Genomic DNA, 19,580 nt, shown 5'->3' on the forward strand with positions numbered 1-19,580 from the left:
CTCATTTATAGCTTAGGCTGTTGAAAATAGGAACAAACTTTTGAACCCATTAAGCTGAAACATACTACGGATACTTACGAATGTAAGTATAGATAATACTTATTGCAATTCATTAATCTATTATAAAAAACTATATAACTATGCAGTGTTAAATCAATCCAATAAATCGGCTTATGAAAAGAATCATATTATTTTCAGTAACGCTCCTAGCCTTATCGGCATACGCACAACCCAGCACTGGTGACATTTCAAAATGTCCGGTAATGCATGGAAGCGCTGCCTCGGCAGGAGTTACCAATGAACCAAAACTACACGGAACTACCAATAAAGACTGGTGGCCAAACCAATTAGACTTAAGCGTACTTAGACAAAACTCTTCTCTTTCTAACCCCATGGGTGAGGATTTTGATTATAGAGAAGCCTTTAACAGCCTGGATTACGAAGCAGTAAAAAAAGATTTACGCGAAGTAATGACTCAATCTCAGGACTGGTGGCCGGCAGACTTTGGACACTACGGCCCATTGTTTGTCCGCATGGCTTGGCACAGTGCCGGAACTTATCGTACGGGTGACGGCCGTGGAGGCTCACGTGAAGGACAACAGCGCTTTGCCCCACTCAATAGCTGGCCCGATAACGTAAATCTTGACAAAGCGCGCAGGCTGATATGGCCTGTGAAGCAGAAATACGGAAATAAAATTTCTTGGGCTGACCTTATGATCCTTACTGGAAATGTAGCTTTAGAAGATATGGGCTTCGAAACCATAGGTTTTAGTGGAGGTCGTGAAGATATGTGGGAACCACGCAGCACTGTATACTGGGGTTCTGAAACCAAATGGCTTGATGACCAACGTTATTCTGGCGATCGCCAATTAGAAACACCATTGGCAGCGGTGCAAATGGGGCTTATTTATGTAAACCCAGAAGGCCCTAATGGAAATCCTGATCCGGTAGCTGCAGCAATTGATATTCGTGAAACTTTTGGCAGAATGGGTATGAACGATGAAGAAACCGTAGCGCTTATTGCTGGTGGTCATTCTTTTGGAAAAACACATGGTGCAGGTGATGCTTCACATGTAGGTGCCGACCCCGAAGCTGCTGACATTATTGATCAAGGTTTTGGTTGGAAAAGCTCTTATAATTCAGGAAAGGGAACGGATGCTATTTCCTCAGGTTTAGAAGTAACCTGGACCTCTACCCCGGCCAAATGGAGTCATGACTTTTTTGAAAGCCTATATGCTACAGATTGGGAATTGACTAAAAGCCCTGCTGGTGCTCATCAATGGGTGGCCAAAGATCCTGCCTTTATGGTACCCGATGCTTTTGATGAAACTAAAGGTCATAAACCAACTATGCTTACCACCGATTTATCACTTCGTTATGATTCGGCTTATGGAGTTATTTCAAAGCGATTTTTGGACAACCCAGAAGAATTTGAAAAAGCTTTCGCTAAAGCCTGGTTCAAACTTACCCACCGCGACATGGGACCAAGCTCATTATACCTAGGTCCAGAAGTGCCAAAAGAAGAATTTATCTGGCAAGATCCTATTCCTGCTTTAGATCATACAGTAATTGATGCCAATGATATTGCTGACTTAAAGTCAAAAATTTTGGAATCGGGACTTACTACTAGCGAACTGGTAAGTACGGCTTGGGCTTCTGCTTCTACCTTTCGTGGTAGCGATATGAAAGGTGGTGCAAACGGTGCCCGCATTAGGCTTGAGCCACAAAGAAGCTGGGAAGCTAACAATCCTGAACAATTGGAAAAGGTGTTGAAGAAGCTGGAAAAAATTCAGAAGAAATTCAATTCAAAGTCAGAGGGCAAAAAAGTATCAATGGCCGATCTTATCGTATTAGGCGGAAGCGCAGCGGTGGAAAAAGCAGCTAACGATGCAGGTTATGATATTGAAGTTCCCTTTACCCCTGGCCGCATGGATGCCACACAAGAGCAAACTGATGTGGAAGGTATGGCAGTGCTTGAGCCCATGGCTGATGGATTTCGTAGTTACCTAAAAACGCAATACGCTATCCCTACGGAGGCATTACTTGTAGACAAAGCTCAAATGCTAAATCTTACCGCTCCGGAAATGACAGTGCTCGTTGGTGGTATGCGCGCCTTAGATGCTAATTATGATCATAGCGGATATGGTATTTTGACCAGCACCCCTGGGACGCTTAACAATGATTTCTTTGTGAATCTATTGGACATGAGCACCAAATGGGAAGCCGCTTCAGAAAATAAAGAAATTTTTGAAGGAAAGGACCGAGCCACTGGCGAAACAAAATGGACTGCCACCCGAGCAGATCTTATTTTCGGATCTAACTCTGAACTCAGAGCTTTGGCCGAAGTATACGCCAGCAATGATGCTAAAGAAAAGTTTGTAAACGACTTTGTAGCAGCGTGGACCAAGGTGATGACCCTTGACCGATTTGACTTGCTATAAGCAAGCATTAGAATTCTCAAAAACGAAAGCCGGTCAATTGATCGGCTTTTTTGTTTCTTTAAACCCAAAATTCTCGGAACTCTGCCTAAAGACTATGATTAGAAAAAGCCTTTCTATTCTTCCACTACTTATTGCTTTTATAGGTTGTAATGGCTTCTTAATTGCCTGGGTACAGGCAAATGCTAGTGAATGCTCCACCCAACTCCACATAAGTGACGTGCAAGGCATTATCGTTACCGAATCAGGAATTTATATAGGCTTAGGTTACTATAGTCGAATTCAAAAGTATGACCTACATGATTCATACATAGACTGCTGGGAGACTGACACGGATTCTAAAGAGTTCGAATTTATAATATGAACTGAATAGAAAGTTTGTAAAGATTAGTATTTAACCGTAAAGTTAGTGAGTTAAAACCCGCCACCACGCATCGTACCATAAAATCACACTCCAAGTCAAATATCAGATGAATAAAATCAATGTAAAAAAGAAGCAAATCCTGCAAAGTAAAGGTAACCTGCATAGTCAGGCATATATTGTAGAATCTGGTTTACTCAGAAGTTATACCATTGATGAAAATGGGAAAGAACATATTTTTATGTTCGGCCCTGAGGGGTGGATAGTTACCGACTATGCTGCCGCAGATGAACCTTGCGATTTGTACATTGATGCCTTAGAAGATTCTGTGGTTATACAAATTGAAAAAAACACCGAGTTAGAAATTGACCACAAAAAAATCGTAAAGCGAATGAGGGTGCTGCAAAGAAGAGTTGTTATGCTCATGAGCGCATCTGTAATTGAACGCTACGCCCACTTTATTTCAACCTACCCTACCATTGCACAAAGGGTACCTCAATACATGATTGCATCCTATCTGGGGATTACCCCCGAAGCATTGAGTGCTGCCAAAAGTCAGCACCTTAAGCATCTAAAATAGTGCAATCCGCTTTTCTTAATCTACATTAATGCACAGGCATTTTTTCTCACTGATCTTTGTATCGTAAATAAATTATTAACGATTAAAATCAGAAGAAATGAATACAATACTGTGGATAGTTCAAGGTCTGTTGGCTCTCATGTTTTTAATGGCCGGAGCCATGAAGCTCAGCAAACCCAAACAAGAGCTTCGCGAAAAACTGGGAGACTGGGTAGACCAATACTCCGACCTCAGCCTTAAGTTAATAGGCCTTGCAGAATTGCTCGGTGCTATAGGTCTCATCCTGCCCATGGCTATGGATTTCTTTCCGGCACTAACTCCTCTAGCGGCAATAGGCCTAGCCATAACTATGGTGGGCGCTATGAAAGTTCACTACGATCGAAAAGAAAAAAGCAAGGTAATGACAAACATAGTTTTGCTGTTGCTTGCCGTATTTGTGGTGATTGGAAGACTATACCTAGTGCCAATTATATAGATACATTATAGAATTTGAACTCACAATTTGAAAATTATGAAAGATAAAATTTTAGCAATAGAAGCACTGCAAATGCCATGGCGCACAGAGGATCCCTTTTTGTTTGCTGTGCATCATTTAGACTACTACCCAAAGGGAAACGAAAAAATGGGTTTAGACCCCTCTCAGGCAACAGACAGAGTTTTAGGTCAGGATTTTAGCAATAAGAATGAATATAGTATGTACCATGGTAAAACCATTCCAGGTTTTCCATATCATCCCCATCTAGGGTTTGAGACCATTACCATCGGCAAACAAGGTTTTGTAGACCATAGTGATTCTCTTGGAGGCGCAGGTAGATTTGGTGCGGGCGATGCTCAATGGATGACAGCGGGTAAAGGAATTCAGCATTCAGAAATGTTTCCTCTGCTACACACAGATAAGCCAAATACCTTAGAGATTTTTCAAATCTGGTTGAACCTGCCTAGCCAAAGCAAATTGGCAGAGCCTCATTATAAAATGCTATGGAACGAGAGCATACCAAAGATTGAGGAAGTAGATACAAATGGTAAGAAAACAACCCTTGAGGTTTATGCCGGAAGCTATAAATCTAACCAAGCACCCAAACCAACACCAGATTCTTGGGCTGCCAACCCTGAAAATGGAGTGGCCATATTTAGTGTAAAAATGGAGCCGAATGCTGAGTGGATACTCCCGGCCTCACTGAACGATCGGGTGCACAATACACTGTATTTCTATAATGGGAATACCCTACATATGGAAGACACGAAAATTGAGGTCAACCATCTTGTGAAGGTGCTTCCCGGAAAGAGTGTACAAATTATAAATGGAGACAAAGAAGCTGAATTTCTTATTCTGCAAGGAAAGCCCATCAATGAACCGGTAGCGCTAAGAGGACCCTTTGTAATGAACACCGATGAAGAGTTAAATCTTGGGTTTACTGAATTCCGGAAAACTCACTTTGGAGGATGGCCTTGGCCTCAAACAGAGCAGGTTTTTGATCGCGCTAAGGGTCGATTTGCTAAGTACCCTGATGGATCGTCAGAAGAAAGATAAATAAGGTCATCACTCCTTTCTTAATCTACATTAATGTTTTGGAGTTTAAAGCTTTCCAATTTTGACCTAACAAATAATAATATCATGACAAATAGAAATAATAAATCAGTTGCCATCACTGGCGCAGCAAGTGGCTTAGGAAAACAAATTTCCCTCCAAATGGCACAAAAAGGGTATGATGTTTTTGGAACAGCGTTGTCACAAAAAGAAATCGATGCTTTTATTGAGGCCGGTAAGCCAGATAACATATTCCTCACCATTACCGACATCACCAAAGAGCAGGAAGTAAATATGTGGGTGAATGAGGTAAGCAGCTCCATAAGAGACACAGGGCTGCATATATTGATCAACAATGCAGGTGTCCTTACTCCTGGCCCGATGGAACTCATACCTTTAAATGACATCCGAAAGGAATTTGGAGTAAATGTTTTTGGCAGCATCGCAGTTACTCATGCGTTTCTACCATTACTCAGAAAAGCAAAAGGAAGAATCTTACAAATCGGTTCAATGTCTGGCTTTTTCCCCATTCCATTTAATGGCCCATCTAGTGCTTCTAAAGCAACATTGGAAGCATTGGCAGATGTGTATCGAATAGAGTTACTTCCTTTTGGTGTAGATTATACATTGGTTCTCCCCGGAAGTATGCTTACAGATGGTCCTGAAAAAACGGCTGCTCAGCTACAGGCCATTGCTGAGAATATGACTACCGAACAATCTGCACTCTATGGAGCGCAATTTGGAAAGTTTTCAAAGTCTTTTAACGCTGGACAGGCTGCAGGAATATCTGCTATTGAAGCAGCCGAAAAAGTAGTAGAAATTGCAGAAACTAATCCTGCACCCAGCAGAGCCACTGTTGGACAAGATGCGGAGAACGCCATGAAAATAATTCACACAAAAACAGACCAAGAGTTAGATCAAATGAAAATCAAGACTCTAGGCCTCAATTAATTAAAAAAATAAAACAATAATTATTATGGAAAAGATAGTAGACTTAAAAGACACGAAAAGTGTTAGAAATATGAATACAGCCCTAGCCCTGTATGATGAAATGATAAACGAACACAATGCTATTGAAGCTGTGAACAAATATCTGGTACCCGAATACATTCAGCACAATCCATCCATAGCTACAGGAGCAGAAGCCTTAGGGCAAGCATTTGGCTATATTGGTCATACACACCCTACTTCTAGAGTGGAAATACATAGAATTATTGCTGCTGGCGATTACGTTTGGTCACATGTAATATTCTATAACCTAAGCAATGATGATCCTTCCGATAAAGGAACAGCTGGTGTAGATATTCTAAAATTTAATGACGAAGGAAAAATAATAGAACACTGGGATGTTTTACAAGAAATCATAGATCCAAGTAAAACTGCCAATACGAATGGTCAGGTGTAAACCCTTGTTGAATTAAAAAAAGATTAGTCATGCAAAAGAAAATTAAATTTTCAAATACGGCTTTGAGCAGTGCCATTGCAGGCGCACCCATTAGTCGTTATTTACCCAACAGTCTTACGGAGGCTGTTGGGCCATTTATCCTGCTCGATCAAGCAGGGCCATTTAAAATTGCGAATACTGAAACAAGAGGTGTAGGCCCTCACCCACATAGAGGCATAGCTACGTTAACCTATGCCGTTAGTGGTGAAATAGAACATTTAGATAGTTTGGGAAATCGTGCCTTGGTAAGCTCAGGAGGTGTGCAATGGATGAACGCGGGCAATGGTATTGTGCACGATGAGAGATCCAAACCAGATGGAGATTTCACTGAGAAGGAAAAGTATGCTTTTCAATTTTGGATAAACTTACCTTCCAAAATAAAAACGATGAAACCAGAGTATATACCTGTGCAAGCAGAGGAGGTTCCAGAAAAGCAACTTGCAGATAAGGCAGGGCTTGTTCGGGTTATTGTTGGGAGTTATCAAGAATTATCAGCCAAGATACCTACATACAGTAAGCAATTCTTATATCATATTGCGCTTAACCCCAAACAAAAATTTAGAATAGACTCTTTAGAAAATACTGAAGTTGCTGCTGTTTTACCAACTGCTTCAGCAGTAATCAATGATGAAAACTTCAATGCTGGTGATTTAATCGTCTTTGATGAAGATGCTGGAGAAATTGAAATAGAGAATTCCTCTGATAAAACTTTGGATATTTTACTATTTGGTGGAGAAAAGTATGGAGAACCAATAGTAGCCCAAGGGCCTTTTGTAATGAATAGTGAAGAGGAAATTGCTCTGGCATATAAGGAATATACTCAAGGGAAATATGGGAAGATACAGTATCCCTAAAGCGAATAGTATCTGAACTTATTACTCTAAAAATGCGATACAACAATTAGTATAAAACGTAGGGTATACAGCACAACCCGCAAGTTTTGCGTTTTTAGCAGGTCTTGCCTTGGCTCAAGTCCATAGCTTCGAAATGCCCTACGTTTCATACCTGAGCCCCTTAACCAGCTAGAACAACTTTGCAATCCGCCAAATTAAAAGCTCCGCGTATCAAACTCTATTTAAAACCTCAACAACTCCTCTACTGCTTCTGCAAACCTTTTCTTTGGCAAGAATTCATTCTCCAAAGCTTTGGCAAAAGGCACAGGTGTATCAAGGCTGGCCACTCGTTTTACCGGAGCGTCCAAATCAGCAAAGCATTCTTCCATTATCATACTCGAAATATCTGAGGCTATCCCGCCAAACATCACATCTTCTTGAAGAATAACCACACGTCCTGTCTTTTTAGCGGAAGCTATAATGGCTTCTCTATCCAAAGGTTGTAAAGTGCGAAGATCAATCAAGTCGGCACTGATTTCGGGGTTTGCATTCAAGTATTCTAATGCCCAGTGCACGCCACTTCCGTAGGTAATTATGGAAATTTCATTTCCTTCTTTTATCAAATTAGCTTTACCAATTGGCACATGGTAATAACCTTCCGGCAATGGTCCGTAAATACTGCGGTACAAAGCTTTATGCTCAAAGAACATCACCGGATTGGGATCGTCAATAGCGTTTATCAAAAGTCCCTTGGCATCTTCCGGGAAAGCAGGATAAACCACCTTAAGCCCCGGTGTGTGTGTAAACCATGCCTCATTACTTTGGCTATGGAAAGGCCCTGCTCCTACTCCTGCTCCTGTTGGCATACGCACCACTACATCCGCATTTTGTCCCCAGCGCCAGTGTATTTTTGCCAAATTATTTACTATTTGATTGAAACCTTCAGTCACAAAATCTGCAAACTGCATTTCCATCACGGCTTTGTAACCACCAACAGAAAGTCCTAGTGCAGAGCCAACAATGGCAGCTTCGCAAAGTGGAGTATTTCGTACACGGTCTTTTCCAAACTCCTCTACAAAACCTTCTGTAATTTTAAACACACCGCCATACTCGGCAATGTCTTGCCCCATTATTACCAGATTGTTATGCTTGCGCATACTCTCTTTTAGCCCTTCGTGGATGGCATCTACCAAACGGGCTTCTTTGGCTTCATCCGAAGGATCTATTAATTCATGCTTCACCGGAGCATACAAATCCACAAATTCGGTGGCCTTATCAAATTCAATTTCGGGAGCTACAAAAGCTTTCTCAAAAGCATCATTAATTTCTTTCTTGATTTCCTCCTGCAACCTCTCATTTTCATCAGGGTGCAAAATGCCTTTCTCCAAAAGGAAAGTTCTATAATTATCTACAGGATCTTTTTTGGCCCATTTCTCCTGAAGTCCATCCGGATAATACTTTGTACCGCTCGCTTCTTCATGGCCACGCATTCTAAAGGTGTTACATTCCAAAATATAAGGCCCGGGGTTTTCTCTTATTTCTGTGGTGATATCAGTTACTGCTTGATAAACATCCAGAACATTATTACCGTCAACAGCTTTAGCTTTTATACCATAGCCCATCGCTTTATAGGTAAAGCTTCTAAACTTAAACTGCTCTGAGGAAGGCGTGGAAAGCCCCCAATGATTATTCTCAACTAGAAAAATTACAGGTAAATCCCAAACGGCAGCCACATTTATAGCTTCATGAAAATCTCCCTGACTGGCGCCACCATCACCGGTAATTACCAATGTTGCCTTCTTTTCCTTATTCAACTTTCCAGCTAATGCGATACCGTCAGCAATGCCCATTTGTGGGCCGAGGTGCGAAATCATTCCAACAATATGATGCTCCTTGCTCCCAAAGTGAAATGAGCGATCTCGTCCTTTAGTAAAACCATCTGCCTTACCCTGAAATTGTGAAAACAGGTTGTACAAAGGAATTCCGCGAGTGGTAAAAATCCCTAAATTTCTATGCATGGGTAGCATGTACTCATTGGGATGCATCGCCATGGTGGCTCCTACCGAAACAGCTTCCTGGCCATAGCCAGAAAACCATTTTGAAATACGCCCCTGACGAAGCGCGATGAGCATTTTCTCTTCAATAAGACGAGGCTTGAGTAAGTTCTTATATATGTCTAAAAGCTGTGAGTCAGTAAAAGCTTTCCGGTTGAATTTCATCAATTATGTTTCTTTAAAAGGGTGCTAAAAATACCAATTAAAGTAACTTGTACTTAACAGTAATCGGATACTTTCGTCCACATGATTGCAAAGCGAACTTTAATCATAATTAACCCCATCAGCGGTACTCAAAACAAGGCTTTTATAGAACGTCTTATTGAGACATATCTTCCAGAAGATCAATTTAACTATGCCATTGAATTTACCGTTGGCCCAACTCATGCTACCGATTTGGCCGCAGCTGCTGCTAAAGATGGCTTTGATTTGGTGATTGCTGTAGGTGGCGATGGAACAGTAAATGAAACCGCTACTGGTCTAATCGGCACCAATACCGCACTTGGAATTATACCTATAGGATCTGGTAATGGGTTGGGGAGGCATCTTCAAATCTCGATGAATCCTTCTAAGGCTATAAAAACATTTAGCGAAAGCGAAGTGATGAAAATTGACGTTTGCACGGCAAATGGTCGACCCTTTTTTAATGTGGCTGGAGTTGGTTATGACGCATTGATCGCCCACAAGTTTGCACAAATGGAATCGCGTGGTTTCAGTACCTACATCTACAGTGTTCTCAATCAATGGTTTAAATACAAGCCAAAAAAATATACTATAAGTACGGAAGAAGGAAAGTTTAAAAAACGTGCTTTGATGATCAGTATGGCCAATGGTTCTCAGTTTGGAAACAATGCGTGGATTGCACCAAATGCCCGCCTCGATGATGGACTAATTGATGTGTGTATGCTTACAAAATTTCACACTCTGGCGGCTCCTGCTTTGGCGTTTCAGTTGTTTAACAAAACCATTGATGACTCTAAATATTTAGAAACTTTTAGGTCAGCACATTTTACTGTAAAACAGAAATCTAAGATTGCACATTTGGATGGAGAGCCCTTTAAGCTTGGGAAAAAAATAGAATTCAAGGTTTTGCCAAAGGCTTTGAATATCTTTGTTCCCAAAGCATTTTTACATGAACTCCACACCGAATATTCCCTCAGTAAATTTGAATGATTTCCTTTCGGGGAATGCCGAAAGAAAAGCAGCTTTTGTTCAAAAACTGGGACAAGCCTATGAAGAAATAGGTTTTGTAGCCGTAAAAAATCACGGACTTACCGATGAGCAATCGGCCCAACTTTACAATCAGGTTCAGCATTTTTTTAGCCTTCCGGCAGAAGTAAAAGCCAAGTATGAAATCGAAGGACTGGCTGGTCAGCGGGGTTATACTTCTTTTGGAAAAGAACACGCCAAAGGCAGAAATACTGGTGACCTTAAGGAGTTTTGGCACTTTGGTCAATATGTGGAAGATGGTGACCCGATTGAATCTAAATATCCAGAAAACGTGATGGTCAACGAATTGCCACAGTTCAATGAAATTGGCAAAATCGTATACCAAACTTTGGAGAAGGCCGGTAAAAATATGCTTCGCGCCATAGCTCTTTATCTTGGCTTGGATGAGTTTTATTTTGATGATAAGATCTATAATGGAAATAGCATCCTCCGCCCTATTCATTATCCGCCCATTACCAGCGAACCCAAAGATGCCGTGCGAGCTGCAGAGCATGAAGATATAAACCTTATAACTCTACTAATGGGTGCCAGTGCCGAAGGCCTGGAAGTGCTAAACAAAAAGCAAGAATGGATTGCTGTAACGGCATTACCGGAGCAAATAGTGGTAAATGTTGGAGATATGCTTCAAAGATTAACCAACAATAAACTGCGCAGCACCACCCACCGAGTGGTAAATCCTCCAAAAGAAAAATGGGGAGAGTCTCGTTTTTCAATTCCTTTCTTTTTGCACCCACGCTCGGAAATGCGCTTGGACTGCCTAGAAGAATGTATTGATGAAAATCATCCCAAAGCTTATGAAGACATTTCGGGAGGAGAATACCTGGATGAGAGATTGGCAGAGATTGGATTGAAGAAATAACAGTTGGAAGTCAGAAGCCGGTAGACATGTCCCTCGCTGGTGAGGGTGTCCGCAGGACGGGAGTGGACAAATGAATAATTAACTTTGAGGAATTGCTTTCCGACTACGGACTTCTGACCAAAATATTAAACAATGGCAAAAGGAAAAAAACTAAGCAGTCTCTCGGATTTGGGAGGAATGGTATACAGCACGAATGACAATTTTGAACCGGAGCAGGACGAGGCTATGGAAAGCCTTAGCCCCAATGAGCAACACTTGGAGGCTCACCTAGAAAAGAAAGGTCGAGGTGGTAAAGTGGCTGTGATTATGAAAGGTTTTGAAGGGCCAGAAGACGATTTGAAAGATTTAGCGAAAGCCATAAAAAACCATTGCGCTACAGGTGGTAGCGTAAAAGGTGGTGAAATCATCATCCAGGGAAATGTGCGCGACAAAGCCATGGACTTTTTGAAAAATAAGGGATATAAGGTGAAACGTGTTGGGGGCTGATTGTAGAATACAAACACTATTTCTGTACCTTGGAAAGGTATCTAAAAACTCCCAACAATGAAATTAAGAACCTTCATCCTTCTCCTTGCTTCTCTTTCCTTTTCAGTGTTTAGTTTTGGACAGCGATATAAACTTTCTTCTGAAGATGAAGCTCAAATTTCCAGATACATTTTAGAACTTAATTTGGAGCTCGCAGCTGATTTTGACTCATCCTTTATAAAAATTAATGTTGACAGTCTTATTGCAATGGGCACAGCTGATTCACTCGAAAAAATTGCAATTGATATCGCGCACCCCCTGTCTTGGTTTTTGGGCACCGTATATTACTCTCCCGACACCATATTCAAAGTCTTTAGCATCGTAGGAAATAGTGGTGGGTCTTCCAAAACCATGTATTACAACTTCATCCATCTTAATGACTCAATAATATTGGATATGTCATGGGAGTATTCAGTAATTGATACAATCTTAAAAATAAGTGACTCAACCTACGTGATTATCGACTATAGCTTTCCGGGCTACATTATGGGAAGTATGACTTATAATTTTAGATTATTAAGATTTCAAGCAGACACACTGATACCAACTCCAATTGATAAAAATCATTACACTTTTCTAGATGAAGACCGCTCTAAATATTATAATGATTATTTTTCTATTTCAAGCTTGCATGGCCTGGAAGATTGGACTTACATGAAGTACATCCTGCAAAATAACACCATTCAATTTCAATACGCCATAGCATCTTTTGTTGTAAATGTTTATGACAAAATACCAGAAAGCTATCTTCCTCTTGAAGAAAATGAAGCTCTAGTCGTTACAGGTGAAATTGACCTAAATCAGAGACACCCCAGACTTCAAAACCAAGTTTTGAATACAATAAAGATTGATTGGTAAAATGCACAAGGCTAAAATCAACATCCAGGGAAATGTGCGCGACAAAGCCATGGACTTTTTGAAAAATAAGGGATATAAAGTGAAACGTGTTGGGGGTTAAATGAAGTCAACTAACCAAATCAATTATTCTTTAGGAACCACTTTTTCAGGATCACCATTTTGGTTTGGTATCCTATTATTGGCCGTAGCCGTTATTGCTTTTCTAAACCTTGAAATCTTATTTATTAGATACCTGATTTCGGCTGTTTTAGTAATACCCGCAATTGGTTTACTATTATCAATTCAGGAAATGGTTATAGACGGGGGTAATCAATGCCTTAATACGTTTTTCAAGTTTGGCCCAATCAAAATAAAGCTCAATCAGAGAGACCTCAAAGGATGCGATAAAGTGATTCTTGAACTTTTTACTGAAAACCAAACAATGAATATGAAGTCGATTTCCACCAGCGTGCGAACCCGTTCTTATGATATTTATGCTGAAGGTGAAACTCACAAAACCCTGCTAGTGGAAATTACGGACTACCAAAAAGCAAAGCAATTTGGGAAAGAAGTTTCCAATATTTTACAAATCCCATTTGAAGATAGCTATCAAAACGTAAGAGAGACTGCTAAAAAAATTCGTTCACGCAGAAAAAGATAGTTGGATAAATATTAGGTGGCTCAATGGAATCATTTTGCACTTTCAGCTTCTATCTCTAGAAGAAAAAATTCACTTCCCCAACTTCAGCATCCGTATGGCGCCTCTCAGCACTATACCAAGCACAAGGGTTCCAATTACTAAATCAGGAACTGAGGACTGAAGCCAATACACCAAGACTGCCGCCAGTATTACTCCCGAGTTTATGATAATATCATTAGAAGTAAAAATCATACTCGCTTGCATATGGGCTTCTTTGCTTTTAGACTTTTGAAGTAAATACAGGCATATTGCATTAGCTATCAAAGCAAAAACCGAAACCACAATCATCACCGTAACATTAAGCTTCTCTTCCTCGCCCAAAAATCGTCTCACAATTTCCAGCCAGCCAATAATTGCCAAGGCGATTTGTAAATACCCGGCCATTCGTGCCACTTTTTTCTTGCGTACCACCGTATGCCCCACAGCATAAAGACTCAATCCATAAACAAAGGCATCAGCCAGCATATCCATACTATCGGCTACAAGCCCCATTGACTGGGCGTACCAACCAGCCAGCATTTCGATTACAAAAAAACTAAAGTTGATGATTAGTACCGTCCAGAGCAACTTACTTTGATTACTGTCACTTTGTAGATTAAAGTCACTAGCTATTTCAGTAGATTGATGACTGGCTCCAAGATTCAATGAAAATAAAGCCGCCTCTATAGGTTCTTTATCTTCAGTATGAAAAACAGCAAGCTCACGGTTCGGAATATCAAAATCTAAATGCTCAAGCCCTCTGATTCCCTCCAGCTTCATACGAATAAGCGCCTCTTCTGAAGGGCAATCCATTTCGCTAACCTTATAAATCGTCTTTTGCATTTATACCGTTTGAGAGCATTACATCTGTCCTTTCATCCTCTGGCGAATACCTTTGCTGATGCGGTAAATATTATATCCCGCCAAGGCCGAAAGCGCATACCATAGTGGTGAATTTTCAAAAATGGCTACATACAGAGTGTAAACCAAAAACACACCAAACAACAATAACATGAGTGTAGAAATACCGGTAACTTTTCTGAAATTCCCTCTAAATTCTAGTATTTGCTGATTGGTTGGCAAATCCTTTTTCTTCACTTTATGAAGGCGTAAATACTTTTGCGGAGCCGAAAACGCATTCAGTAAATTTGAGGAGCACTCTACAAAAAACACCTCTTCATTTAAAGACGAATCCAATTCAAATGGAAGGCTTTTACACCAATCTAATTTTACGTTTACAGACTTAGCCTCAGTGGAAATTTCAAAATGAGCGGTTTCGGCAAAGCTTACTTTTCCAATGCTTTTTCCATCAACCAGCACCGTTACCTTTCTAAAATAATTGGCTGTGTCCAGTCTTTGGATAATCAACTTTTTCATACGGTTGACTTCACGCTGCTCACCGCATTTTTATATAAATCCAAATATTTTGGACCAATGAAATCAAGTGAGAATTTTTCCGCTTGGGCACGAGCATTTTTGCTAAAAGCGCTCATCTTTTCTTCATCCTGAAGTAATATTATTGCCCCTTTAGCCATCCTATCTACATCGCCTACATCTGCAGTAAACCCAGTTTGGCCGTCAATATTAACTTCTGGTATACCTCCAGTATTTGATGAAACTACTGGGACTCCAGCCGCCATAGCTTCCAATGCTGAAAGTCCAAAGCTTTCCTTTTCTGAAGGGAGCAAAAACAAATCAGACATACACAGCACACGTTCTATTTCTGAGGTTTTACCTAAATATTTTACCTTATCCAATATGCCAAGTTTTTGCGCTTGCTCTCGGCTCTTTTCCTTTTCAGGCCCCTCACCTATCATTAGCAATACTGAATCTACCTCCTGCTGTACTTTGTAAAATACGTCCACCACGTTATCAATACGCTTCACCTCGCGGAAATTGGAAATGTGGCAAATTATCTTTTGATTTTCGGAAGCAAAGTTTTTACGACAGTCAGCCACTCTATTATAAAGGCTCAAATCCACGAAGTTGTGAATCACCTCAATGTGTCTTTGTATGTCAAAAATTTCAAGTGTATCCTCTTTCAAACTTTGTGACACTGAAGTAACCACATCGGAATGATTGATACTAAAATTCACCGCTTCCTGATAACTTGGATTTTTACCCACAAGGGTAATATCGGTACCGTGCAAAGTTGTAATTACAGGAATATTCACTCCCTTATCTTTAAGAATTTGCTTTGCCATAAATGCAGCATAAGCATGAGGAATGGCATAATGTACGTGGAGCAAATCGAGCTTATACTTTAAAGTAACATTTACCATTTTGCTGGAAAGTGCCAACTCGTAAGGCTGGTATTGAAATAATGGATAGTCCTGAACATTTACTTCGTGATAGTAAATATTACTTTCCAAAATATCCAAGCGCACTGGTTGGCTATACGTTATAAAATGAACGTTATGCCCAGTTTTAGCCAAGTACTTTCCTAACTCAGTTGCCAGCACCCCGCTCCCGCCAAATGTTGGATAACAAACGATTCCTATATTCAATTGAGGATAATTTTAGTTTTCAAAATTTGGCCAAGGCCTAAAATTTTTCGGTCTTTTCAATTTCACCTTCAGGGGAGTAAGTTACCCACGAGCCCTTTTTCTTTCCTTTCTTATAATTGCCCTGCAGCATTATTTTACCATTCTCATAAAACTCACGATAGGCTCCTTCCTTTTCATTATTCTCATAGGTAAACAGGCTTTTTATGGCACCACTTTCTTTATAAAATGTCTTAGCCTGTCCATTAAGCTCGCCATTTTTATAAGTATACTCGGTTACTGGTTTCCCATCAGCATAGTACCAAGTTGAAAGCCCATCTTTTATTCCTTCATTGTAATTAGCTTTTTCTTGTGGATTTCCATTTTCATAGTACTTAGTATATAAACCATGCACATGCCCATTAAGGTAAGTTCCTTCCTCCGTAAGCTTTCCGTAATTTTCGTATTCTCTATGAGGGCCGCTTTTCTTACCATCATTATAATGCTCTTCTAAAACCAAAAGGCCTTGCCCGCTAAAAAATAGACCGATACCATTTTTCTTTCCGTCCTTGTATTCAATAAGGCTTTTGATGTGATTGTCTGCGGTGTATTCCACCACATTACCGTTTTTTACTTTTGAGCTGTCTTTTTGTGCAAACGCACTAGTGCTGGAGATCACTAATAAGCTTAGCGCCAGATTTTTCATTTTCATCTGTAATGGAATTATAAATCACTTTTTGGATTCGTGTTCGTGTTGATAATGTTAAAAGCTTTTTGTTTTCAGCATCCGGATGTACCCTGTTTGAAAGAAAAATATATACTATTTCTTCTGCGGGATCTGCCCACGCCAAGGTTCCGGTAAAGCCACTATGACCGTAGCTTAATGGAGAAACGCATCCACAAGTAGGCCCTGGTCCGTCCAACTGTGGTTTATCAAAACCGATGCCTCTACGGTTATCTGTATCGCAATATTGACAGCGTGTAAATTCATTTACTGTAATTGAATCCAAATATCTAATACCTCCATATTCCCCTTCGTTCAAATACATCTGCATAAGCTTAGCCAAATCATTTGAATTGCTAAAAAGACCTGCATGTCCGGCTACCCCACCAAGCATTGCTGCACCTTGGTCATGCACATAGCCTCGTAATTCTTGTCTTCTAAATAGTTTGTCATTTTCAGTAGGCACAATTCGCTGAGCTGTGAATCTATCCAACGGCTTGTAGCCCATAGTGTAGGCTCCCAAATTGCTATACAACCACTCCTGAGTGTATTCATCCAAAGTTTCCTTTTCCATGTTTTCAATGATTTCCATCAAAAAGTAATAGCCCAAATCACTGTATTTATATTCCTTTTTTGACAAAAGCTTAGAGTCATAAATCCTTTGGTACACCGTGTCACGAATACTTCGACAACTGTATACTCCATCCGCTACGTTACATGGATAATTAAAATCCCTGTTGCTAGAATAGTATTCAGGTCTCTGATGCTTTTTGTCATCGAGTGTTTCCAGATAAAATGGGATCCAAGGAGTAAGTCCGGCTTGATGAGCCAATACTTCTCGAATTATTAAAGAGTCTTTGTTTGTGCCTTTTAGCTGTGGTAAATATTTCCCCAGTCTTTCATCCAAATCCAAGCGACCTTCTTCCACCAACTTCATTATTACCGGTAAGGTTGCGGCCATTTTGGTTATGGATGCCAAATCATAAATATCATCATCATTTACGGGCATTTTCTTATCATACGTTTGGTGACCGTATGACCTATCAAAAACCACTTTTCCGTGGCGGGCAACTATTACCTGGCAACCCGGTGTGGCCTTTTGGGCAATAGCCTCTCTTACTAAAACATCAATTTTATTTAACTCATTTTCGTCCAAATCTACCTGACCTGGAAGAGCATAGCCTAAACGATTCAAGCTTTCGGTATCAAAACCAAAGCCTTCTTCAAACAGCTCTCCAGTGCTCACCGGCAATCTGCCTTGAGCTCCAAGTGCTCCAAATATTATTTGTGCAGCAACGCTCTCTGCATCAGGGTGATTTTGATAGGCCATTATCAAACCGTCAGCAGCCTCAGCACCGGTAAATGTTCGCAAGCTATAAGGATTGGCAAAAACCGTGATAATCGTTTTATTCTGACGAGCTAACCTCTTTACAAAAGCATTAATCTCGGAACTTATTTTGTACGATTTCCAAGGAGAGGCATTTGAAGTATACACTCCACCAATTACCAAATCATAATTAGAGAGGGAATTTAAAAGCTCATTATCTTTTCCCGGAGAGTAAGTGTACAAATCTACGTTTGAATACTTTTTAAGAACTCTGTGAAACTCAGTACCGATGTCAGTTCCGGCCACCACACAAGCTATCTTTTTATCCTTCAACTCCCTAACGGGAATCAACTTTTGGCGATTAGTTAACACCGTGGTCGCCTTTTCATAAATCTCACGATTGGCTATCATTGATGATTCTGGACTGAGCTCCTTCACAATATTTTTTGGCTCAATGTATTTTTTCTCCTGAAGCCCCATCCAGCTTTTGGCCATCAGTATCTTGTACACATGCTCATTGATGGCTTCCTCGGTCAAAGTTCCCGCTTTGAGTGCTTCCTTTATTTTGGCTTTAGCCACAGGCACATCTTGTGCAAAAAGTAAAATATCATTTCCGGCAATCAGTGCCTTGGCATCTACTTCCCCTGGAGGGTACTTATCAGCCACACCACGCATATTCAATGCATCGGTAAAAACCAAACCATCATATTTCATTTGGTTTCTCAGGTAGTCGCTAATAATTTTTGGCGAAAGCGAAGATGGCGTGCCGGTGTTATCCATAGCCGGCACATTGAGGTGAGCAACCATAATAGAGCCTACTCCATTTTTTATCAAATCGCTATAAGGAGCAAGTTCCACACTTTCCAATCTAGCCATGTCATGCCCTACCGTTGGCAAAGTTTTATGCGAATCACTATCCGTATCTCCGTGGCCGGGAAAATGCTTTGCGCTTGCCAACACATGTTCATCCTGCATCCCCTTCATGTAGGCCGTTCCAAGCTTAGCTACTTTTTCAGGGCTTTCGCCAAATGACCTCGCGTTAATAATCGGATTATCGGGATTTGTATTTACATCCACCACAGGACCAAAGTTGATATGAACCCCTAATCGCTTGCAATGCTTGGCAATTTCTCTACCCATCGCATAAGCTGAAGCACTGTCATTTGTTGCTCCTACCGTAAGTGGCCATGGAAATTTAAAGGTAGAATCCAATCGCATGGAAAGCCCCCACTCGGCATCCATAGCAATCATAAGTGGTGTAGTAGAAGCTTGCTGATAAATATTGGTAAGGTGCGCCTGACGAACCGGTCCGCCTTGAAAAAATATTAAACCACCAATCTTTTGCTCTTTGATTAATTTTAAAATTTCTGCTTTGTGAGCCGCTGTTTTATTGGAATAAGCTGCTACCATAAAAAGCTGCCCCAGCTTTTCATCCAGCGACATACTTTCTAATTTCTGTTTAGCCCAAGCGGTATCTCCCTCATATATAACTGACTGCCCGCGAGCGACAACCATAGAAATTATAAAAAGTAGGGATGTAAACAGTAGTGTTTTAATTCTTTGCATAGGGTCATTCATCATTTCACGCTAAAGTAAACAGTAATATACAGCGGCAGTTCACTTGAACAATTATTATTCCACAGTGTAAGGTTGATAGCTTGTTAATACCCAAAGCTTC

The 19,580-nt window shown here is 40.5% G+C and carries 19 protein-coding genes and 1 pseudogene; 14 read left to right on the top strand and 6 right to left on the bottom strand.

From position 1 onward, the window contains the following. Nucleotides 1-173 precede the first annotated feature (173 nt). The 8 genes from katG (at nt 174) to OWEHO_RS05525 (ending at nt 7,205) form a co-directional block, all read left to right on the top strand. Nucleotides 174-2,441 carry a catalase/peroxidase HPI gene (gene katG / locus OWEHO_RS05490; RefSeq protein ID WP_014201482.1) on the top strand — a complete coding sequence of 756 codons (2,268 nt, stop codon included), beginning with the start codon at nt 174-176 and terminating at the stop codon, nt 2,439-2,441. Between the two features lie 94 nt (nt 2,442-2,535). Next, complete coding sequence (locus OWEHO_RS05495) at nt 2,536-2,802, top strand: hypothetical protein (protein WP_014201483.1); 267 nt, start codon at nt 2,536-2,538, stop codon at nt 2,800-2,802. A 106-nt stretch (nt 2,803-2,908) separates the two neighbouring features. Continuing rightward, nucleotides 2,909-3,379, top strand: a complete 471-nt coding sequence (locus OWEHO_RS05500) for a Crp/Fnr family transcriptional regulator (RefSeq protein WP_014201484.1) — start codon at nt 2,909-2,911, stop codon at nt 3,377-3,379. Nucleotides 3,380-3,476: 97 nt separating this feature from the next. Further along, entirely contained in the window at nt 3,477-3,854 is a 378-nt protein-coding gene (locus OWEHO_RS05505; RefSeq protein ID WP_014201485.1) for a DoxX family protein, read from the top strand. Nucleotides 3,855-3,890: 36 nt separating this feature from the next. Then, a complete protein-coding gene (locus OWEHO_RS05510) occupies nt 3,891-4,910 on the top strand; it encodes a pirin family protein (protein ID WP_014201486.1) in 1,020 nt (339 codons plus the stop codon). Nucleotides 4,911-4,994: 84 nt separating this feature from the next. Next, entirely contained in the window at nt 4,995-5,858 is an 864-nt protein-coding gene (locus tag OWEHO_RS05515) for an SDR family NAD(P)-dependent oxidoreductase (RefSeq protein ID WP_014201487.1), read from the top strand. 25 nt (nt 5,859-5,883) lie between these two features. After that, nucleotides 5,884-6,312 (top strand): nuclear transport factor 2 family protein, encoded by a 429-nt coding sequence (locus OWEHO_RS05520; RefSeq protein ID WP_014201488.1) that lies wholly within the window; start codon nt 5,884-5,886, stop codon nt 6,310-6,312. 29 nt (nt 6,313-6,341) lie between these two features. Beyond that, on the top strand, nt 6,342-7,205 hold the full coding sequence (locus OWEHO_RS05525) for a pirin family protein (protein WP_014201489.1): 864 nt from the start codon (nt 6,342-6,344) through the stop codon (nt 7,203-7,205). A gap of 221 nt (nt 7,206-7,426) precedes the next feature. Here OWEHO_RS05525 and OWEHO_RS05530 read toward each other — a convergent pair whose 3' ends face one another. Beyond that, nucleotides 7,427-9,403 (bottom strand): alpha-ketoacid dehydrogenase subunit alpha/beta, encoded by a 1,977-nt coding sequence (locus OWEHO_RS05530; RefSeq protein WP_014201490.1) that lies wholly within the window; start codon nt 9,401-9,403, stop codon nt 7,427-7,429. 81 nt (nt 9,404-9,484) lie between these two features. On the opposite strand from OWEHO_RS05530, the gene OWEHO_RS05535 reads away from it, so the two are divergent. The 6 genes and pseudogenes from OWEHO_RS05535 to OWEHO_RS05555 all read left to right on the top strand — a co-directional run bounded on the left by OWEHO_RS05535 (nt 9,485) and on the right by OWEHO_RS05555 (nt 13,350). After that, complete coding sequence (locus OWEHO_RS05535) at nt 9,485-10,411, top strand: diacylglycerol/lipid kinase family protein (RefSeq protein ID WP_014201491.1); 927 nt, start codon at nt 9,485-9,487, stop codon at nt 10,409-10,411. Next, entirely contained in the window at nt 10,371-11,327 is a 957-nt protein-coding gene (locus OWEHO_RS05540; protein ID WP_014201492.1) for an isopenicillin N synthase family dioxygenase, read from the top strand. Before OWEHO_RS05535 ends, OWEHO_RS05540 begins: the two co-directional genes overlap by 41 nt. Before the next feature lie 132 nt (nt 11,328-11,459). Next, nucleotides 11,460-11,813, top strand: a complete 354-nt coding sequence (locus OWEHO_RS05545; protein ID WP_014201493.1) for a translation initiation factor — start codon at nt 11,460-11,462, stop codon at nt 11,811-11,813. Between the two features lie 57 nt (nt 11,814-11,870). Beyond that, nucleotides 11,871-12,710, top strand: coding sequence for a hypothetical protein (locus tag OWEHO_RS05550; protein WP_014201494.1), 840 nt, complete (start codon nt 11,871-11,873; stop codon nt 12,708-12,710). 16 nt (nt 12,711-12,726) lie between these two features. Then, a pseudogene (locus OWEHO_RS18600) lies at nt 12,727-12,810 on the top strand (translation initiation factor); the annotation flags it as partial. Beyond that, nucleotides 12,811-13,350, top strand: a complete 540-nt coding sequence (locus OWEHO_RS05555) for a hypothetical protein (RefSeq protein ID WP_014201495.1) — start codon at nt 12,811-12,813, stop codon at nt 13,348-13,350. A 69-nt stretch (nt 13,351-13,419) separates the two neighbouring features. Here OWEHO_RS05555 and OWEHO_RS05560 read toward each other — a convergent pair whose 3' ends face one another. The 5 genes from OWEHO_RS05560 to OWEHO_RS05580 are packed head-to-tail and all read right to left on the bottom strand — an operon-like array spanning nt 13,420 to nt 19,468. Further along, on the bottom strand, nt 13,420-14,211 hold the full coding sequence (locus OWEHO_RS05560) for a cation transporter (protein ID WP_014201496.1): 792 nt from the start codon (nt 14,209-14,211) through the stop codon (nt 13,420-13,422). Nucleotides 14,212-14,229: 18 nt separating this feature from the next. Then, nucleotides 14,230-14,745: a hypothetical protein gene (locus OWEHO_RS05565; RefSeq protein ID WP_014201497.1), complete on the bottom strand. Its 516-nt coding sequence runs from the start codon at nt 14,743-14,745 to the stop codon at nt 14,230-14,232. Beyond that, nucleotides 14,742-15,875 carry an N-acetyl-alpha-D-glucosaminyl L-malate synthase BshA gene (gene bshA, locus OWEHO_RS05570; RefSeq protein WP_014201498.1) on the bottom strand — a complete coding sequence of 378 codons (1,134 nt, stop codon included), beginning with the start codon at nt 15,873-15,875 and terminating at the stop codon, nt 14,742-14,744. Before bshA ends, OWEHO_RS05565 begins: the two co-directional genes overlap by 4 nt. Nucleotides 15,876-15,912: 37 nt before the next feature. Beyond that, on the bottom strand, nt 15,913-16,563 hold the full coding sequence (locus tag OWEHO_RS05575) for a toxin-antitoxin system YwqK family antitoxin (RefSeq protein WP_083827974.1): 651 nt from the start codon (nt 16,561-16,563) through the stop codon (nt 15,913-15,915). Continuing rightward, complete coding sequence (locus OWEHO_RS05580) at nt 16,514-19,468, bottom strand: glycoside hydrolase family 3 N-terminal domain-containing protein (protein WP_014201500.1); 2,955 nt, start codon at nt 19,466-19,468, stop codon at nt 16,514-16,516. The genes OWEHO_RS05575 and OWEHO_RS05580 overlap by 50 nt, the downstream gene beginning before the upstream one ends. Nucleotides 19,469-19,580: the final 112 nt, after the last annotated feature.

Source organism: Owenweeksia hongkongensis DSM 17368 (assembly GCF_000236705.1).
Taxonomy (GTDB): Bacteria; Bacteroidota; Bacteroidia; order Flavobacteriales; family Schleiferiaceae; genus Owenweeksia; species Owenweeksia hongkongensis.

What these genes read in the sequence shown, in the direction of transcription:
- katG (WP_014201482.1), top strand. Translation starts at nt 174, where the DNA reads ATGAAAAGAATCATATTATTTTCAGTAACGCTCCTAGCCTTATCGGCA.
- OWEHO_RS05495 (WP_014201483.1), top strand. Translation starts at nt 2,536, where the DNA reads ATGATTAGAAAAAGCCTTTCTATTCTTCCACTACTTATTGCTTTTATA.
- OWEHO_RS05500 (WP_014201484.1), top strand. Translation starts at nt 2,909, where the DNA reads ATGAATAAAATCAATGTAAAAAAGAAGCAAATCCTGCAAAGTAAAGGT.
- OWEHO_RS05505 (WP_014201485.1), top strand. Translation starts at nt 3,477, where the DNA reads ATGAATACAATACTGTGGATAGTTCAAGGTCTGTTGGCTCTCATGTTT.
- OWEHO_RS05510 (WP_014201486.1), top strand. Translation starts at nt 3,891, where the DNA reads ATGAAAGATAAAATTTTAGCAATAGAAGCACTGCAAATGCCATGGCGC.
- OWEHO_RS05515 (WP_014201487.1), top strand. Translation starts at nt 4,995, where the DNA reads ATGACAAATAGAAATAATAAATCAGTTGCCATCACTGGCGCAGCAAGT.
- OWEHO_RS05520 (WP_014201488.1), top strand. Translation starts at nt 5,884, where the DNA reads ATGGAAAAGATAGTAGACTTAAAAGACACGAAAAGTGTTAGAAATATG.
- OWEHO_RS05525 (WP_014201489.1), top strand. Translation starts at nt 6,342, where the DNA reads ATGCAAAAGAAAATTAAATTTTCAAATACGGCTTTGAGCAGTGCCATT.
- OWEHO_RS05530 (WP_014201490.1), bottom strand. Translation starts at nt 9,403, where the DNA reads ATGAAATTCAACCGGAAAGCTTTTACTGACTCACAGCTTTTAGACATA.
- OWEHO_RS05535 (WP_014201491.1), top strand. Translation starts at nt 9,485, where the DNA reads ATGATTGCAAAGCGAACTTTAATCATAATTAACCCCATCAGCGGTACT.
- OWEHO_RS05540 (WP_014201492.1), top strand. Translation starts at nt 10,371, where the DNA reads ATGAACTCCACACCGAATATTCCCTCAGTAAATTTGAATGATTTCCTT.
- OWEHO_RS05545 (WP_014201493.1), top strand. Translation starts at nt 11,460, where the DNA reads ATGGCAAAAGGAAAAAAACTAAGCAGTCTCTCGGATTTGGGAGGAATG.
- OWEHO_RS05550 (WP_014201494.1), top strand. Translation starts at nt 11,871, where the DNA reads ATGAAATTAAGAACCTTCATCCTTCTCCTTGCTTCTCTTTCCTTTTCA.
- OWEHO_RS05555 (WP_014201495.1), top strand. Translation starts at nt 12,811, where the DNA reads ATGAAGTCAACTAACCAAATCAATTATTCTTTAGGAACCACTTTTTCA.
- OWEHO_RS05560 (WP_014201496.1), bottom strand. Translation starts at nt 14,211, where the DNA reads ATGCAAAAGACGATTTATAAGGTTAGCGAAATGGATTGCCCTTCAGAA.
- OWEHO_RS05565 (WP_014201497.1), bottom strand. Translation starts at nt 14,745, where the DNA reads ATGAAAAAGTTGATTATCCAAAGACTGGACACAGCCAATTATTTTAGA.
- OWEHO_RS05575 (WP_083827974.1), bottom strand. Translation starts at nt 16,563, where the DNA reads ATGAAAATGAAAAATCTGGCGCTAAGCTTATTAGTGATCTCCAGCACT.
- OWEHO_RS05580 (WP_014201500.1), bottom strand. Translation starts at nt 19,468, where the DNA reads ATGCAAAGAATTAAAACACTACTGTTTACATCCCTACTTTTTATAATT.